The organism is Flavobacterium wongokense, from assembly GCF_021608265.1.
Lineage (GTDB): Bacteria > Bacteroidota > Bacteroidia > Flavobacteriales > Flavobacteriaceae > Flavobacterium > Flavobacterium wongokense.
The window spans coordinates 314,473-331,508 of record NZ_JAKIHP010000001.1; the positions used below are offsets into that span (position 1 = coordinate 314,473).

General features: G+C 38.6%; 11 protein-coding genes. 1 reads left to right on the forward strand and 10 read right to left on the reverse strand.

Features of this window, described 5'->3' with window-relative positions; translation table 11 throughout:
* Positions 1-5: 5 nt before the first annotated feature.
* From L1S31_RS01220 to L1S31_RS01250, 7 genes are all read right to left on the reverse strand, one after another.
* The gene (locus tag L1S31_RS01220; protein ID WP_236461075.1) at positions 6-1,235 is read right to left on the reverse strand and encodes a protein NO VEIN domain-containing protein; all 1,230 of its coding nucleotides are present in this window, start codon (positions 1,233-1,235) and stop codon (positions 6-8) included.
* 36 nt (positions 1,236-1,271) lie between these two features.
* Positions 1,272-2,426 carry a putative phage abortive infection protein gene (locus L1S31_RS01225; RefSeq protein ID WP_236461077.1) on the reverse strand — a complete coding sequence of 385 codons (1,155 nt, stop codon included), beginning with the start codon at positions 2,424-2,426 and terminating at the stop codon, positions 1,272-1,274.
* 237 nt (positions 2,427-2,663) lie between these two features.
* Complete coding sequence (locus L1S31_RS01230) at positions 2,664-4,292, reverse strand: type I restriction-modification system subunit M (RefSeq protein ID WP_236461079.1); 1,629 nt, start codon at positions 4,290-4,292, stop codon at positions 2,664-2,666.
* The gene (locus L1S31_RS01235) at positions 4,292-5,395 is read right to left on the reverse strand and encodes an AAA family ATPase (RefSeq protein WP_236461081.1); all 1,104 of its coding nucleotides are present in this window, start codon (positions 5,393-5,395) and stop codon (positions 4,292-4,294) included. The genes L1S31_RS01230 and L1S31_RS01235 overlap by 1 nt, the downstream gene beginning before the upstream one ends.
* A gap of 3 nt (positions 5,396-5,398) precedes the next feature.
* Positions 5,399-6,571: a restriction endonuclease subunit S gene (locus tag L1S31_RS01240; RefSeq protein WP_236461083.1), complete on the reverse strand. Its 1,173-nt coding sequence runs from the start codon at positions 6,569-6,571 to the stop codon at positions 5,399-5,401.
* On the reverse strand, positions 6,564-9,557 hold the full coding sequence (locus L1S31_RS01245; RefSeq protein WP_236461085.1) for a type I restriction endonuclease subunit R: 2,994 nt from the start codon (positions 9,555-9,557) through the stop codon (positions 6,564-6,566). Before L1S31_RS01245 ends, L1S31_RS01240 begins: the two co-directional genes overlap by 8 nt.
* A 376-nt stretch (positions 9,558-9,933) precedes the next feature.
* Positions 9,934-10,632, reverse strand: a complete 699-nt coding sequence (locus tag L1S31_RS01250; protein WP_236461086.1) for an HU family DNA-binding protein — start codon at positions 10,630-10,632, stop codon at positions 9,934-9,936.
* A gap of 393 nt (positions 10,633-11,025) precedes the next feature.
* Between L1S31_RS01250 and L1S31_RS01255 the strand changes: the two genes are divergently transcribed.
* Positions 11,026-11,214 carry a hypothetical protein gene (locus L1S31_RS01255; RefSeq protein WP_236461087.1) on the forward strand — a complete coding sequence of 63 codons (189 nt, stop codon included), beginning with the start codon at positions 11,026-11,028 and terminating at the stop codon, positions 11,212-11,214.
* A 116-nt stretch (positions 11,215-11,330) separates the two neighbouring features.
* Here the strand turns inward: L1S31_RS01255 and L1S31_RS01260 are convergent, their stop codons facing one another.
* The 3 genes from L1S31_RS01260 to L1S31_RS01270 are packed head-to-tail and all read right to left on the reverse strand — an operon-like array spanning position 11,331 to position 16,843.
* Positions 11,331-12,356: a lipid A-modifier LpxR family protein gene (locus L1S31_RS01260; protein WP_236461090.1), complete on the reverse strand. Its 1,026-nt coding sequence runs from the start codon at positions 12,354-12,356 to the stop codon at positions 11,331-11,333.
* 4 nt (positions 12,357-12,360) lie between these two features.
* The gene (locus tag L1S31_RS01265) at positions 12,361-14,997 is read right to left on the reverse strand and encodes a M43 family zinc metalloprotease (protein ID WP_236461092.1); all 2,637 of its coding nucleotides are present in this window, start codon (positions 14,995-14,997) and stop codon (positions 12,361-12,363) included.
* Between the two features lie 40 nt (positions 14,998-15,037).
* The gene (locus L1S31_RS01270) at positions 15,038-16,843 is read right to left on the reverse strand and encodes a phospholipase D-like domain-containing protein (RefSeq protein WP_236461094.1); all 1,806 of its coding nucleotides are present in this window, start codon (positions 16,841-16,843) and stop codon (positions 15,038-15,040) included.
* Between the last annotated feature and the right edge of the window lie 193 nt (positions 16,844-17,036).

Genomic DNA, 17,036 nt, shown 5'->3' on the forward strand with positions numbered 1-17,036 from the left:
CCATATTATTGTACTTTTATTGAAACCTTATAATTTATTGGTTGTAAGTTAACTTTATTGTTTTCCGGATTAAACGGATTTCCAATTATCCAGATTTTTGGTTCTTTTGAAAGAATATCATAGACCAGATAAATAAAATAATTTTCTTTTTCTTTGGCGGTTTTCAATTCATTAATTGTTAAAAAGAAATTAGCATTCCCAACCTTCGCACGGGTTGCTTTAACCTCAATGTACCTTTTTATCTCCTCATCATTATCTTCAAATGATAAAATATCATAGCCATAGGTGTCAGATTCCAGCGAAACACGTTTTATCTTATTGCAGAATTCCCTTTTTGCTAATCTTCTTTTTTCAAAATCCATTACCACCTTTTCTCCTCTGTCACCCAACTTTTTATTCAAACGTGCTAGTTTTTCATAATCGGGTTTCGTATTTCCTCTTGGATTTCTTGATCCTGAATCAACAATTTCAAAAGGCAGAATATTTAACTCAACTTCACTTGCTATTGGATTGGTAGGAAAGTTTGGTTCATAATAATCTTCAAGGATATCCGGAATAGGCTTTGGATTTTTTATTGGCCTTTTAGGATAAAAGTCGTATAGGAATACCATGAACAAGTCAATGCTCCAGTTTTTCATAACAGGGTCATTATTCTTCATTTCTAAAAGTAATTCCCTCTTTACGACTGGATTTGCTTTTAGCGTTTGTGCGGTATCTAGGTCAAAGGATTTCAAAAAGTACTTGAGATGGTCATCCGAGAAAACGTTTAAATACCTTTCAGGATAATACGTCGACAAAATCTTCCCCTTGAACATCGGGGATAATTTGCTATTGATGATTTCCTTAATATTTTCGTCAGCACCATCTTTAATCAACTTAACAATAGCCGGAGCAATGTTCGCAAAAGATTCATCTTCATTTTGACCCCAGATTTTTGTATTTCTATAAATATGCTCAGGATCTGTTTTTGTCCTTCCAAAGTATACACCAAATTTAAATGCTGTTGAACCTATTATCATTCCAAGCTCGTTTAAATCACGTTCTATCTTTCGGCAAAATGTATGTTCCCCTTTTCCTATGACAAATTCATCAATATCCATTTCAGCAATTTTCCTGGAAGTAAAATACCTCGTAAAGGCAATTCTCTTATTGTGGAACCCTTTTCTATTCTCAAAAATTTCATCAAGTCTTATTACAAAAGCAGCTTGTGCTTCTCTTAGGTCGTGTAGATTCATAAATTATAAATGATTGTGTGGAAACCATCAATATTGTTAATTCACTTCAGATTGCATTCTGTTTTTTATATCTCCCCATTCGAACATTACCCTCCCATATTGGTTTTCATCGCCTAATAATTCACGTGGCATTGTATAGAAGTTTGCAAGTGGTAACGGACAGCTTTTAACAACGCAGTACGTTTTTAAATAATTATTGTCAATCCAAGGTTTGCCTAAAACAGAAACTGCATTATAAAATAATAATAGTTGTTCATGAGCTGATAACTGTGAGCGAATTGAAGCGATATAATCGTACTTTTGATCATAAGAAAAAATATTATCTTCTGCGTCATCAACAAATTTAACCAATTGAAATAGATGACGGACGTAATGGCTTAATTTTGACATCTGACCATTACAGGGTTTATATCGTAAGTCTAGGGTAAAAATCTCTTCTTGGTCTGTCGTTATTTCTAAATCTCTCTTACAATCCCTTTCAATTTCCCAAAAAAGCTGATAAATGCTTATTTGTCTTTCTACAGCCCCAAAATACTCATCATAATCCTCCCCTAATAAATCTTTTACTATCATAGAAGAGTTTTTACCAATACCAAAAAAGAATATTAAATAAGAAACATTGTATGCTATATCATCGTTTATTGGATGTTGACGATTTAGGCTATTGTAAAAATGGGTAAATTTATTAACGACATAATAGGTGAACTTCAATTCATTAAACATAGAGATAAAGGCTTTTCTTCCTGTTAAAGTTTGTCCTATGGCAACTTCATTAACATTATCCCTATGTATTTTGAGTAATTCATAGAATTTGTTTTCAAATCTTTCTATTCGTAAATCCTTTTTCTGTTGTTCATTGGCCTTATATTGAATCCAAAAAGCTAAAAAAGTCAGCAAGGCGGCTGCTATGGCAATAAATGGATTCATTACACCGCCCATTGTATCACCTATAAGACCAGTAGCATCTCCAGTTATAATGGATTTTCCAATTGAAGTATTAGTAAAGAAGTAAGGCGCAAAAAAAGAAAACAATAATAGTACAATACTTAAAGTCAACAGAACATTTATAATAATACTTCTTTCACTTTTTTTACTTTTTAAACTGTCAAGAGTTTCTTTAATCATCAAACCAATTATTCCTATAATAAGAAGTATAAGGATGAAACAAAAAATTAAAACATTGGTTGCCATGTATGTATTAGAATGAGTGTTATGACTAGGTATAAATACTTAGTCATTCTACAGTCATCGTGACTCTAGAATATTAATTTCAATAAAACTTTGTGGTATTTGTTTTCGGTACTAATGCTAATGTATAAAACTATTTTAACATTTGCTTTAGTTCTTAAAAGTTTTTAGGCACAGGTCATTTTACACAGGTTAATTCTGTGCAATATTGCATATATCTATATACCTTTAAGATGCATTTTAAAGTGGTGGCAACCCCAATTCCTTCAAAAATTCATTATGCTTATCAGTAGCGTTTTTAATAGCTATGTTAATATCAATCATTTTCTTATGCACATCTTCTAAAATTATTTTTTCTTCATCAACAGAAGTATTGACATAACGAGAAATGTTCAGATTATATCCTTGTTTCTCAATTTCATCCATTGATACTCTTTTCGAATATCGAGTTATCTCGTTACGATATTTATATGTTTCAATAATTTTTTCTATGTCATTTGGTTCGTCACCATCTCCTTCTCTTAAAGTGTTTTGACGTTTCCCTTTTGCATAATGCTCACTGGCATTGATAAATAATACATCATCTTGTTTTTTACATTTTTTCAATACTAAAATGCAAACCGGGATTCCAGTTGAATAGAAAAGGTTGGATGGCAAACCAATAACGGTGTCAATATTATTATCCTTCAATAATTTAGTTCTGATTTTTTCTTCGGCGCCACCTCGGAATAATACACCATGAGGCAAGATAATTGCCATTGTACCCTCATTACTCAGGAAATGAAATCCATGCAACAGAAAGGCAAAATCTGCTGCCGATTTAGGTGCTAGCCCATAACTTTTGAAACGGAAATCATCGCCCATTGTTTCATTGGGTTCCCAGCGTAAGCTAAAAGGTGGGTTGGCTACTATTGCGTCAAATTCCACTTTCTTTGCCGGATTCATTTCGTTCAATTCATCCCATTGATTCAATAAGGTATCGCCATGAAAGATTTCAAATTCGGTATCTTTAACCCCATGTAACAACATATTCATACGGGCTAAGTTGTAGGTAGTGATATTTTTTTCCTGACCATATATTTTACCAATACTACCCTTATTGTCTACTATACGTTTTCTCACATTCAATAACAACGAGCCCGAACCACAGGCAAAATCTAATACTTTTTCTAGTTTGTTTTTTAGCCCTGTTGTAGGGTCCTGGCTGTCCAAGGTAACTATTTCAGACAGGATAGAGGAAATTTGCTGAGGTGTGTAAAACTCTCCGGCTTTTTTTCCTGAACCAGCCGCAAATTGTCCAATAAGGTACTCATAGGCATCCCCCAGAGTATCTGAATCAGTGGAGAAGTCTTTAATGCCATCTGCAATTTGTTGGATAATAACACAAAGCTTGTCGTTTCTGTCTGTATGTGTTTTACCTAATTTTTCTGAGTTTAGATTTATTTCAGAAAATAGCCCCTGAAACGCATTTTCAAACGATTCATTCTCTATATAGCCAAACCCTTTATCTAAGATTTGCAGTAATTCCTTATTTTGGGTACGCGCCATCTCGGCTACACTATTCCATAAATATTGTGGTTCTATGACATAATGCACTTTGCGGCGCATTTGTTTTTCAAACTCAGGTACATCGGCTTTGTTAGCATCATACCAAACGCTCAAGGCATTGCGTTTATCGTTCTCGGGAAGTTGTGGATAATCCCTGCCCAGTTCCTTTTTGGCAGATTCTTCGTAATTGGCTGATAAATACCTAAGGAAAAGAAACGACAGCATATAATCCCTAAAATCATCAGCATTCATTGCTCCTCTTAGCGTGTCTGCAACTTTCCAAAGAACGTCACCTAAATCTTTTTCTTCTTTTTTTGTCATTATAGTGCAGTTGCTTCTGGTTCATTAAAAAGTTCTTTATTGAACTTATAATTTCTTTTAAAATTCTCAAATATTTCTGAGAATACTATTTTATTTTGTTCAACCATTTCAGTTGGTTCAAACAATGAATAACCCCCATGATTCATCACATTTATCATTCGACTTCTGAGTGTACCTTCGTCATCATCGTCATTGACAATTATACAATCTTTCCAAGAGGCAAAACCATGAAAATTTGCGGCTTTTTCGAGTATATTTCGAAGTACATTAAAATGATAGGTATACAGTAAATCTTCCTTTATTGCCATATCTAGTTGTTGTATAATCGAAATGTGGTAGATAAATGGTGTATCACTTGTCCATTTATAGTTATACCCATCGGTGTTTTGCCTTAATAACAATTTTCGAGCGCCAGTTCCTAATTCGTTACATAGGACATTAAAAAATAAGGAATGATGTGTTGAAATTACAGTCTTAATTTGATTGTTTTCAGATTTTAATATACGACCAAGATGATGTGCTACTGCTATAGCGTTGATATCATCTAATGAGGAAATTGGATCGTCAATGTATAAATAATCTACCCAGTCGTAGGGCTCTTGTTTTTCTATGGCAATTTGAGCTATTGCCAAAAAGAAACACCAAATGAAAATGCGTTCTTCACCCCTTGAAATTTTTATATTGTTTAAAGTAATAGAACTCCCTTCTTCAACAATTTCTTTACTGAAAACAACCTTACTTTCTTCAATGATGATTCGAAAATTAAAATCAAAATATTCCCTTAAAAGAGGTCTGATCCTATCATCAATTGATGAACCTTCTATATCATCAAAAAAATGTGAAGCGGTGTTAATGTTTAGGAATCTATCGTTATCATCATCCAAATCATTATTCCACCAAAATAAATCCTCAGTGAAAGCATTAAAATATAGAGTATCTCTTTCCTTTCCTTCTAAAAGTTTACCTATTTCTTTAAATTCGCTTGATAAACGAGTTTTACCTGTTCCATTGTATGCATATACTAAGGTAAATTTTTTATTGCTTTCGCGGATGTTAGTTGCAAATTCATTTAAATTTTCAACTGTATGTACTTCTGTAGCCATATATCAATTTATTATTTTAGGAAACAACCCCTGCATCAACCCTTTTTTATATTGCTTCAACTGCTCAATCTCTTCTGTTTGTTCTTTGATTAAATTATCTAAAGATGAGAGTGTATCAACTATTTTTTGTTGTTCTTTCGGTTTAGGAACAAAAACTTCAATTTCATATATATTAGCTTTAGACAAACTAGGAACTCCACCAGCTTCATTATGTTTTTTCCAATCTATATTTTGAAAAATATAGAAAATAAATTTTGGTAGGCACACTTTAAATGAGTGTGTATAAAATAATGTGTCAACTGTCCAAAATTTTCCTTCTAAAAACATTGGTTTATCAATTGTTCCTTTTCTACCAATGCAAGCACTTTCTCCATCATATAAATAATCATCAACCGATAGCATATAACCCCCAGTTCCATATACCGGAATTTCTCCTTTATTTAAGTGTTTATAATCTCTCCCATTACCAATTTCAAACAATTTGTCAAAGCTGTTCTTTTTCCACACCCCATTCTTTTCAAACTCCTTAAACCGCAACTTTGGCACCGACTGTCCTTCTTGCGGAAAAAGATTTTGCATCAAACCCTTTTTGTGATCTTTTAATGTATCTAATTTATCTGTATTAGCCACTATTAATTCATCTATCGAGGAAAGGAAGGAAGCGATTTTTTTTTGTTCGGTTGGTTTTTTGGGTTTTAGAATTGTAAATTTTTCAAAAACACCTTTACTAATAATTGGAACAGCGGTCTGACCCGCTAAATTTTTTAGTCTTTCTATATTTTTTGATATGGAATAGTATACAAACTCAAAGTAATTTTCTGAATTGCAGACAATTGAATTAATTTGTTGGTTAGTTGCGCATTCTACTTTATTAATTCCATTTAAACCAATGGAAGCGATACAAGTAACTAAAACAGAGTTTTTTGGTACCACTCTAGATTTTCCTTTCCCTTTTTGAGTTAATCTCAAAACTGAAGTAGAAATATATTTTTTTTTGAAGTCTTGGGCAGTAATCCAAACAAAATCGCCACCCCAGTATTCGTTTTCTTCTTTACTAGGCGTCCCTCCTGTTATAATTTCACCTAATAATTTGATAGTACTTTCCTGCCATTCCCCTTCTTTAACAAACTCAGGGAAACGCAATTCAGGAATCAATTTGTTGTCTGTATTATTCATAAGCCGAGAGTCCTGAGATTTCGCGCCCTTGGGCTTGTTTATTCAATAGTGGTATCAATTGTTTCATTAGTGCCTCTTCTTTTATGCTGCGCGTTTTCCAGTTCAGTTCTAAAGGTTCTAAGAGATCTGTTAGCTTTTCGCCATCAAAAATCAAACGGTCTGCTATGTCTTCTGCGAATGCTTTTAATGCTTCGGTACTTAAGCCATAATCCTGAGCAATTTTGGCGAGTTCGGCATCGTATTTTTCAAGCTTAAATGTTTGGTAACCTTGGCGTAACCCCTCTACGTCCTGTCCAGCGTTCCAATCCAGGCTGTTGATATAATCCGTCAAATCTTCCTGCTCATCAATCAAATTGGCGGTCGAACTCAACAAGAGGATAATTTCCGTTTTCGTCATTTTTTGTTTAGACGGTTTTAACTGCAGGTTATCGGCTACCAGATTCATGATATAATCGTAATCAATCATTGTGGAAGCAAACAGTACAAACTCAAAATCCAGTTGTTGGATATCTGCAGGGGCATTTTCGCCTTCTTTTTCCAATTTGGCTTTGAATTGTTTAGCAGTTTCCAGATACGAGCTCCTGAATGATTGTAGTTTATCGCTTGGCAACAGAGTTTCTATCACCGCTTTTTGCATATCATCCAAGTCGGTATACTGGTCTAACTGCGTTTTGAGGCGCTGTACTTCCTTAAAGCTCTTGACAAACGCTATTTTGGCACTATCTCCCTTCAGAGTATATACTTCCTGCGGTTCGTTTACCAAATTGTGTTCTAGCATAAAAGCTCCTAAAGCCTCCACTGCTTTTTTGTATTCCTCAATAACTATCGGAGCAGGGTCGACCATCCATATTTTGAAGGCCTTATCGGAGCTTTCACCCGAGAAGAGCGCTATAGCCTGGTTGACCTGTTCCTGTTGCGACCGGAAATCCAAAATATTCCCATACGGTTTGGTATCGTTTAGCACACGATTTGTACGAGAAAATGCCTGTATCAATCCGTGGTATTTAAGGTTCTTATCTACATACAATGTATTTAAAAACTTGGAATCGAATCCGGTAAGTAACATATCAACAACAATTGTAATATCGATTTTGTTTTTAGGATGATAGTCTTTGTTGGAGAACTTATGCAATTTGATGCGCTGTTGCACATCCTGATAATATCCATCAAACTCGTTTATATTATGGTTGGTTCCGTATTGGGTATTGTAATCTGTAATAATTTCTATCAATGCCTTTTTCTTTTCTTCGGGGTTGATTTGGTTATCCAACTTTTCCTGTTGCAAATCTTCCTGTAATTGCTTAATGTCTTCGGCATTTTTAGCATCTCCTTCTTTAGCAATCAATTGAGCAGGTGGCGAAAAAACACAGGCTATATTTAGTGGCACATAACTTTCATCCAACTCTTTTTTTAACTTCTGAACCGTTTTGAATAAACGATAATACTCTATGGCATTGTTAATAGATGCCGTTGCCAAAACCGCATTGAATTTTTTGTGATTAGTAGCCGCGCCGTGTTTCTCGATGATTGCATCCACTATAGCCTGTTGTGCAATGGCTTCACCGGGTTTTGGATTAGCCTCACCTTTTCCTTTGAAATAATCAACATGGAAACGCAATACATTTTTATCTTCTATGGCATGTGTAATAGTATAGGCATGCAAGCACTTTTCAAAAATGGATTCGGTAGTCTTGTAGGTTGCCTCTTCATTCTCCCGAACTATATAATTGGAATTGTCATGAAAGATAGGTGTTCCAGTAAAGCCAAATAGTTGCGCTTTAGGGAAGAAAGTGGTTATGGCTTTGTGATTTTCTCCAAACTGCGAACGATGGCATTCGTCAAAAATAAAAACTATGCGACTCTCTCTAAGGGATTCCAATCGGTCCCGATAGTTATTTTTGTTTGTAACATCCAGCGCCAATCCTAATTTCTGGATGGTGGTCACTATAACCTTATCCGCATGTGCAGATGATACTAAACGGCGCACCAAGGTTTCGGTATTCGTGTTTTCTTCTACACTGCCTTCCTGGAATTTGTTGAATTCCTCTCGGGTTTGCCTGTCCAAATCCTTACGATCAACCACAAAAAGACATTTTTCAATATCTTCGTTTTCTTTCAACAAAGTTGAAGCCTTAAATGACGTTAAAGTTTTACCGCTGCCAGTAGTATGCCAGATATAGCCATTACCACGATTTTGGTTAATACAATCCACTATCGCTTTAACTGCATAGATTTGATACGGACGCATCACCAAAAGCTTTTGCTCGCTTTCAACCAACACCATGTATTTGCTAATCATTTCGCCAAGTGTACATTTGCCGAGGAATTTTTCAGTAAAATCGAATAAACCGGCAATTGGTTTATTATTGCTATCAGCTAACCTGTATACCGGTAAAAACTGCTCATCAGCATTAAACTGGAAGTGTTGGTTTTTGTTATTGGAAAAATAATACGTGTTGGATTGGTTGCTAACAATGAACAATTGCATAAAACACATTAGTGAATTGGTATAACCATTGCCTGCATCATTTTTGTAGTCCACAATTTGTTGCATGGCAAGACGTGGTGAAAGACCTATACCTTTTAACTCTACCTGAACAACCGGTAAGCCATTAATCAAAATAATAACATCATAACGATGATTGCTATTTTCGGTATTCATCCGTAATTGATTGATAACCTCAAAATCATTTCTACACCAATCTTTAATATTTACTAGTGTATAATGTAATGGTGTTCCATCTTCCCGTTGAAAATAATTACGTTCACGTAACATTTTGGAAGCAGTGAATACGTCAGAAGTAATAATTTCGTCGCGCAATCTTGCAAATTCCGAATTGGTTAAACGCACTCTATTTAGAGTTTCAAATTTTTCACGGAAGTTTTGTTCAAGCGAATACCTGTCGCGAATATCACGGCGATATATATACTTTAAATCTGTGAGCTTTTTTACAAAGCTATCTTCTATTAATGACTCCTTTGACATACTTGGTTAATGTGCCGAAATATATGTATTATTTGTTATTTACCCAAGTTTATTATTGTCTATTTAAGCTATTTATAAGCAATAAAATAGCAGAAATTTATAGTAAAAATTTGAAGAAATACAGAAAAAATGTACATCCATTTCAATAAAATTTCCAATAGATTTAAAATTCACAAAAGAATATAACCTTAAGGCCTGGACATCTTCTCGACGCTGCCTGAACATCTTCTCGATAAGGCGTCGACATGTTCTCGACGCATGCTTCCAGTTTTTGTCGACGTATGCTTCGAGTTTTTCTCCACCGTATTGGAAACAAAAAAAGCCCGAACGTTTTTGTTCGGGCTTATCCCTAAAAAGGGAGGAAGAAAAAGGGAACCTAATTCACATGAAGCGTGTCCTGCAGGGCACCGGAGCGTACTACGATGTTCGTGGTACCATAGCCTTTGCGCACTTCGAGTGTATAATCGCCTGCAGGCAGTACAGGGATGCTGAACACAAGCTTGCCTTCGGTACGGCTTGCAACAATCGGTGCGGGAGTGACCGTGCCGTCGGTTGCAATGAAGAAAATCCCTTCTAAAGGATTTGCCGGATTGAATTTCAATTCCTCACCCACAAGCTGTCCGATGCCTCCCGGTGTCAGGATGCTGTTGTTGGTTTGTGAATTCACATCGGTAAACGCAATCAATGCCGGTGCAGCGGTTGGCACATTGATCTTCTCCACTTTCGCCTCGTTCATTTTACGGACGAGGTCAATACCCGGAGTCAGCTTGGCTTTCTTGATGTGCCGTGACGCATCAAAGCTGTCGGTGATGTTGGTGAAAACACCCGTTACCCCGGCGCGGATGTTCACGAGCGGCAGGTTTACACTATTGCCGTCGGCCACTTCATCGCATACGACAGTAAAGAATACGTTGAGCACCGCACGGATGTCGGCTTCGGTGATGGTGCTGCCCCGTTTGAGCATTTCCCTGGCAATGCTGTCGGTGTCGTGCACCTTGTTACTCAATACTCGGGCGGATTGGTCGTTGGGATCCGGTGTAATCGGATTGGGCTGTAAATAATACTTGATAGCCATAATAAAATATTTTTTGAATTAATAATAACCCAAAGTAAAAGAGTTCCGAAATCGGTTCGACAAACCCCCTGTCGGGACTGCAGGTTTCCGCAGGTTTTTGCAGGAAATCGTCACTTTTTGCAGGTTTTCGTTTTCTTAAGATTCGGTTAAAATCCGCAAAATGCGAATCGCATTCATAAGGAAATTACCACGTTTGGCACAGAAGTTGTTTTAAGGGTTGCCATGTTTTTCACAACGACTACCAATTGAATTTGAATTGCGTTGTGAGTGCCATCAGGATGCAGCCTATTGCACAACGATGCCACGAAGTGCCATAACATTTGCCAGCCACGAGACAACTGTACGAATCAGGAATCATCAAATCAGTAAAAATGAACACCAAAAACAGACCGTATGAACCGCATTTGCATTTATGCCAAGGATGTACAGGTAATCACCGGAAAAAGCGAACGGCAGGCCCGTGAAATCATGAAGCAGATCCGCCAGCTTACCCGAAAGGAAAAGCACCAGCCGATAACCGTACACGACCTCTGCGACTACCTCGGATTCGAAGTGAGGAATGTTGCTCCACTAATCAAATAAACTAAATGAATGACAAAAAGTTACTTTTAAAGGACTATCAAACCCAGGCAGGTAAAACAAAAGACCCCTCTTTCAGAAGGAGGGGTCTTTTATTTTTATTGATTAGGGTTCCTAGTTTACCTATGACTCCACTTACACCGCGAAAAACCGACAGTAATCCCACCCCAATAATGGAAATCCTTCCCTCCTTCATATTCCCGCCCCCGCCCAACGAGCGAATACCTTAGATAAAGCCAGTCGTTATAGGTAAGGTTAAAACCCGAATTGAATTCAAAGACCACCCGCTCTATATCGGAATGGGCAATTTTATGGGCACTGTGGTCGTTGAACATCAACCCTTCGAGTGTGGCATTATAGCCCACAATTCTTAAAGTCGGTTCGACAAACACATTAAACCGCCAGTGTTTGCGTGGGTTACCAGTTGCTGTGTAATCCTTCACTTCGGCAGCTGCAACGGTGGCTATGTTGGGATAGTATTCCTGTAAAATGTCACTGTTAATATTGAAGAGGTTAAACTTAAATCCTCCCTGCAGGTTCATCATATAGTTTCCTACATCAACCTTTCCCACTACACTTGGCTGAAACCATTTCCGTTTTACAGGAAGTCCCCATTGTCCGCGGGTATTGTAATTCAGGATAAAGGCACCGCCATCGCCAATCTGGTTGTGCCAGCCCTCGGGGATGTCGCGGTCGGTCCACATCAGGTGGTTCCTATGGATGAACGCCTGGACTTTTCCCGGTCCCTGCCAGCCCATCGCACCAATGACAAACTCGCTTTGGTACATCGCCGAATGTTTGGTGTCGAACCAGGTGTTCCCAATATTTACGAACGTAAGCGAGGAATACGGACGGTCATCCAAAATAACCTCTGATAATTTCAGCACCTGAGGCGTATAGGCAATTCCTCCAATCCCGAACCGATGGATGTTAATGCCCTCGCCTTTTTTGCGTATAAAGGGAATGAATTTCAGGTGCTGGTCGGGAATCTGCCCCTCTATCTTAAGGCTTCCGGTATAATTCTCATCCTTGTTATTGGGTCCCAGGAAGTCATTTTCGGTAGTCACCATAACCTGCCAGCCTTCCTTGCCTTGTGCGTAGGTTAGCGATTGGAATAGAATTAGTAGCACTATTAGCTTCTTCATAACACTATTTTTTGGTTTTATTATAAATCGTAAACAACGGAATATCTATCAGCACCGAAAAGCTCAAACGCCAGACACTTTTTCCTTTCTCGGGAATCTGTGCACTGCCTTCCTCATAGGTAATGTCGCGCAGGTTGCTGATATGGTTGCAACGGGCACCTATCGTTAAAGGAGTATTTTTGAAATTATAAAACAAGCCTCCGCCCAGACTCAGGAAATGCTCAAAGCGAAGTTCGCCATAAGTGGCATTGTCGTTTTTAAATCGGGTATTGACGAGAGAACCTATATCAAGGAACTCCATGAACAATGATAGCGAACCAATGTTTCCCGGCCAGAAGGAGAACGACAATCCTATCGGAGCCGTAACGCCTGCATACCAGGAATCCTCATCATTTTTACTTTTTACCCATTCAAAACCACCATTGACTCCCGCATAACTGTTGAGCGAAATATTAAACGGCGAAATCCTCTTCTGGCTTGATGTTCCAATTGGGGCGATGTAGTTTTTCAGTATTTTTTTCAATTGCACATCGTCTTTATCAGAGGCAATCTGTGCCGCAACAACAAGCAGCTTGTATTCGGTCTGATGGTTTTTCATCAGATGCCCAAATTCGTTCACAATCTGGAGCATTGCATTCGGGTATTCCTTTTTTACCAAGGCCTCGGTGATGGATATCAGCGCTCCGCTGGTTTTGATGATTTTCTCATTGAACCCGAATACGTCATTCAATTCAGTTATCTGGTATACGGTATTCAGGAATTCATACACACTATCATTAATCATTTTGAGATAGGCTATTTGGTCCTCAAGAGTATCCAATCTATCTGATTTATTCTTAAGGAAGGTATAGGTGTCATTGAGCTTATTTACAAAAAGCAGGAGTTTTTTTATCCGCTGGGCCTGTTCCACTTCATCCTTTCCTTGGTTGATATAGTTACGGATTGCCGGATGCCAGCACAATCGCGATTTCAGATAAAAATAGGTTTTGTTGATGAATTCATCATCTTTAACCTTAAGCGGATCAAGCTCTAAAAGCGGGTCGTACCAAAACGTCCCCGGTCGCTGCTCTGCAATTAATCCGTTTGAAATAATTGCCAGTACGCTCGTTAATTCATACAGTTGTGTAGATGAATACGAAAGTGCCGAAACCTTATTGATAATATCCGGCAATTTAGTGCCCAGCTTACTATTTTTGATAATCTCATTGCCTATCTTGAGCATATCCTTTACCATAGGGTGGCTGTTGAGCTGAGGCAGCAATAGTTCGGGCTTTTCCATAAATAGTTTTGGAATGTTCTTTATGTCGTTCCTCAGATTGATTTGGAGTGCCGTAATGTCCAATCCGGTATAAGGGTTTCCGGCATTGTAAACCTTCCTGATATGTTCCGAGGTAAGTGGAAGCAAGGCAAAGAAACTGCTCGACTGGCTGATTTTGTCTGCGTCATCCTTATCCGGCTCAATGATATCCCTAAAGAAACGATGCACCGCCATGTTTAGCAGTTCCTTCTCAAACTGATCTGCTATAAGGGTTGACGCTTCGTTGAGGATTGAAGCTTCGAGGTTGAAAGGTGAAACACCAGCCGCATCATTAAGCATATTTGTTTTATAGGCAAAAAAGGTTGAAGGCTTGTGTTTGATAAGTTCAATATCCTTAATCCCCATGATAAACGCAAAGGGATTGACACAAGGGGAATACTTGCCTGAAATATCACTGATTTCCGAATCAATTTTCCTGACGTCTATTGTATTGTCCCGTGCATCCTGAAGATAAACCATCTTCGCTGCATCAAAACTGGTAGGATTCTTTAAGTATTCCAATTCATCGATGCTTTTCGGTTCTCCTGCAATTGGCATGTATTGTAGAATGAACTGGCGCATCTCCTTTTTTTGCCCTTCGGTAAAAAAATCGCGGTTATCAGCATATCCCATGAAATTGGTAATCATGGTCTTATCATTACAGCTTTTGTAAAGGTATTTTTTGTTCCCGAAGAATTTTTTTTGTGCATAGGTATCCTCAATTCCGTCACCATCACTGCAGCCTCCTTCAAAAATGTGCCATAATCCCAACCAATGCCCTGCTTCATGCGTTAGCGTATTCTTGTTTTCAATAACGTTCTCATAATCTATGACAATTCCATGATTGGTAGTTTCAGTCGGTGTATAAGCGCCTGTATTGGTATCACAGATATATACATTCAGGTAACGATAAGGGTCGTACATCGGGCTTTCTGCAAATGCCTTTCTTTGCTTGTATTTAAAGACTGAAGTACTGGTCTTATGCCTGATAATTCCTCTGGTGCCTGTTCCATCCGGTAATTTTTCGGCCAAAAAAAACCGTATGTTAGTATCTATTTGGGCATATTTTGCATCTGCCGGCCTGTTAGCATTAACTAATGGATTCAGAGGTGTCAGCCCGGCAAAATCAAATTTTAAGGTGTTCAGGACCTTAATGATATCAGCATCTTTAACATTTTCATCCTCATTCTTATACAATACATGGAAAACAACCGGAATGTAAAGTGTCTGTCCAGTATCGTTAATGTCTGTCTGAGGAGCTGGCAGTTGTACTCCGTTGTAAACCGACCTGCAGCTGGTTGCTAAAACGGCGTAGAGGAATAGTAAAAGTAATCTTGTTTTCATATTCTGATTTTATGTTTTTGTGGATTGGATAAATTCTATCTCATTTAATATACAAATCCCGCTGCCTACTCTTCAAATCATTAGGATTGAACCAGCTTTTGTACCATATCTTGGCACTGGTCTGCATATCGTCGAGGACCATAGGCTTGGTTGGGTCTACCTCAAAGTTGCGCCAGTGGAAATGGTCTACCAGCCTCAAAGCTTCCACCGCAAAGGCTGTCACCACATCATCATCGTGGATTTCAATCAGGTTGTCCCCATTCTTCTGTTCCGGGCTAAAAGCAAGGTTGCTGCTGCCACAATACACCACTGGGTCGGTACCCCTGAAATTCACCACTATGAATTTATGGTGTATCGCATAGCCGTCGATTTTGGCTACCGTTCCAAAAGGAGGAGGCAGCACATTGGCTGTTCCCCTTCCCGCCACACGGATTCCGTTATAGTTGTTCGGTTTGTATAAAAATACTTCGTAATCTACCGCGTCTTTGCTGATGGTATCGGTGATGCCATACGTAAAAATGTTAGGGTTTTTCAGCTGGGTCTTTACCGCGTCGAGAATGGCGCTGGCACTTCGGTCTTTCATGATGGCGAACAGCAGGTCGGTATTCCCCGCTTTGGTAATGCGGTCCTTGATGCGGTCAAAGATGCGCTGTGCATCGGGTTTGGAATGCGGTGCAAAGGTAACCGTCATCTTAGGCATGCCTGGTTCGTTGAAATCATAATCGAGGACCGTCGGCTCCTTGCCTTTCAGCCCATCGATTTTTGCTTCCGAAAAGGAGTTTTCAAACAGCGTATTGTAGATTCCCGCAATGTTGGTGTTGTCAAAAATCACCACATGGTTGGAATTGACATAAAGCCCGTTGGTTGAAAAATTGGTCGAACCGGTCAAAACCCGCAATGGCACTCCTGCCGCATCGAGCATGATGAAAACCTTGCAGTGTGCCAGTCCTTTATAATGCCCTCTGACAATTGCAGAGTTTCCTGTTTTTACGGCATTGAATTCGGTTTCAAAATTGCCTTCAAACGAATTGGGGTTTCCGTGGTCGCCCACAGCAGTACCATCATTATCCAATATGATTTTGAGCCTTCCTTCCTGCGCCAGTGTCAAAAACCTTTTGCATATTTCGGGCTCATCCAAATCATAGGCAAGCACTTTTAAACTCAGATTTGGATCATTGATGATGGCATCCAGGAAGTCAAGTATGCGCTGCCTTGCCTGCCAGCCAAGCCATTTGTGCTGCTCTTCAAAAGTATAATCGACATCCTCATAATGCCTGGTGGTATCATTCCATCGCGAAGCGGTATCGGCTTTTTCGGTAATGTCAAAAAGCAGCGTTGTTTCATCGGGACGGACTTTATTATTATTGACATTGAACCGTTTGGCGTAAGCCACAGAAGAAACAAACCCTCGGGTAAAACCCACCTTGGTCTGCTTCATATCAAAAGGGCTGACATTGATTTCGATGGTAACCGTTAATGTGGCATCCAAAGGAAGTAAAGTAGTTCCCTGCAGGTAACGCGGGGTGATTTCATAAACATAGTTACCAAAAACCGCCTGTTGGGTATTGACATTGGTATTCGGCACATGTACCCAGTTGAACTTCTGGATGGGTGCATACAAAGTCGAATTCTTCTCATTCGCAGGCGCATTGGTTGTGATGGTTGCCGGAAACGTCAGCCGGTTGTAGATGTAATACCTTTCGATGCTTCCCTTCAATCCGTAGCGGATCGTAAAGCCCGCAATATTATCCCTAAGGCTGGGAATTAGGTCAAACGCCAATAGTGTCATTGCATCTCCTTTATAGGCGCGGACACTTACTCCATTAATTTTATTGAATGTGTTCATCCTGTAACTGATTAAGGTTAAACGTTGGGTTATAGTGCCGAAAATGATTCAGCAGTATTTTGCAATAAATAATGTGGTATTAATAATCGTAAATGCTGTGGTATTGAGTGATTTACGATACCCTAATGTAGAAATTAAATTTTAACATTCGGTGAAGTGCATTCTTTAATCGTCAAACGACAATTTTAACAGG

What these genes read in the sequence shown, in the direction of transcription:
- L1S31_RS01220 (WP_236461075.1), bottom strand. Translation starts at nt 1,235, where the DNA reads ATGAATCTACACGACCTAAGAGAAGCACAAGCTGCTTTTGTAATAAGA.
- L1S31_RS01225 (WP_236461077.1), bottom strand. Translation starts at nt 2,426, where the DNA reads ATGGCAACCAATGTTTTAATTTTTTGTTTCATCCTTATACTTCTTATT.
- L1S31_RS01230 (WP_236461079.1), bottom strand. Translation starts at nt 4,292, where the DNA reads ATGACAAAAAAAGAAGAAAAAGATTTAGGTGACGTTCTTTGGAAAGTT.
- L1S31_RS01235 (WP_236461081.1), bottom strand. Translation starts at nt 5,395, where the DNA reads ATGGCTACAGAAGTACATACAGTTGAAAATTTAAATGAATTTGCAACT.
- L1S31_RS01240 (WP_236461083.1), bottom strand. Translation starts at nt 6,571, where the DNA reads ATGAATAATACAGACAACAAATTGATTCCTGAATTGCGTTTCCCTGAG.
- L1S31_RS01245 (WP_236461085.1), bottom strand. Translation starts at nt 9,557, where the DNA reads ATGTCAAAGGAGTCATTAATAGAAGATAGCTTTGTAAAAAAGCTCACA.
- L1S31_RS01250 (WP_236461086.1), bottom strand. Translation starts at nt 10,632, where the DNA reads ATGGCTATCAAGTATTATTTACAGCCCAATCCGATTACACCGGATCCC.
- L1S31_RS01255 (WP_236461087.1), top strand. Translation starts at nt 11,026, where the DNA reads ATGAACCGCATTTGCATTTATGCCAAGGATGTACAGGTAATCACCGGA.
- L1S31_RS01260 (WP_236461090.1), bottom strand. Translation starts at nt 12,356, where the DNA reads ATGAAGAAGCTAATAGTGCTACTAATTCTATTCCAATCGCTAACCTAC.
- L1S31_RS01265 (WP_236461092.1), bottom strand. Translation starts at nt 14,997, where the DNA reads ATGAAAACAAGATTACTTTTACTATTCCTCTACGCCGTTTTAGCAACC.
- L1S31_RS01270 (WP_236461094.1), bottom strand. Translation starts at nt 16,843, where the DNA reads ATGAACACATTCAATAAAATTAATGGAGTAAGTGTCCGCGCCTATAAA.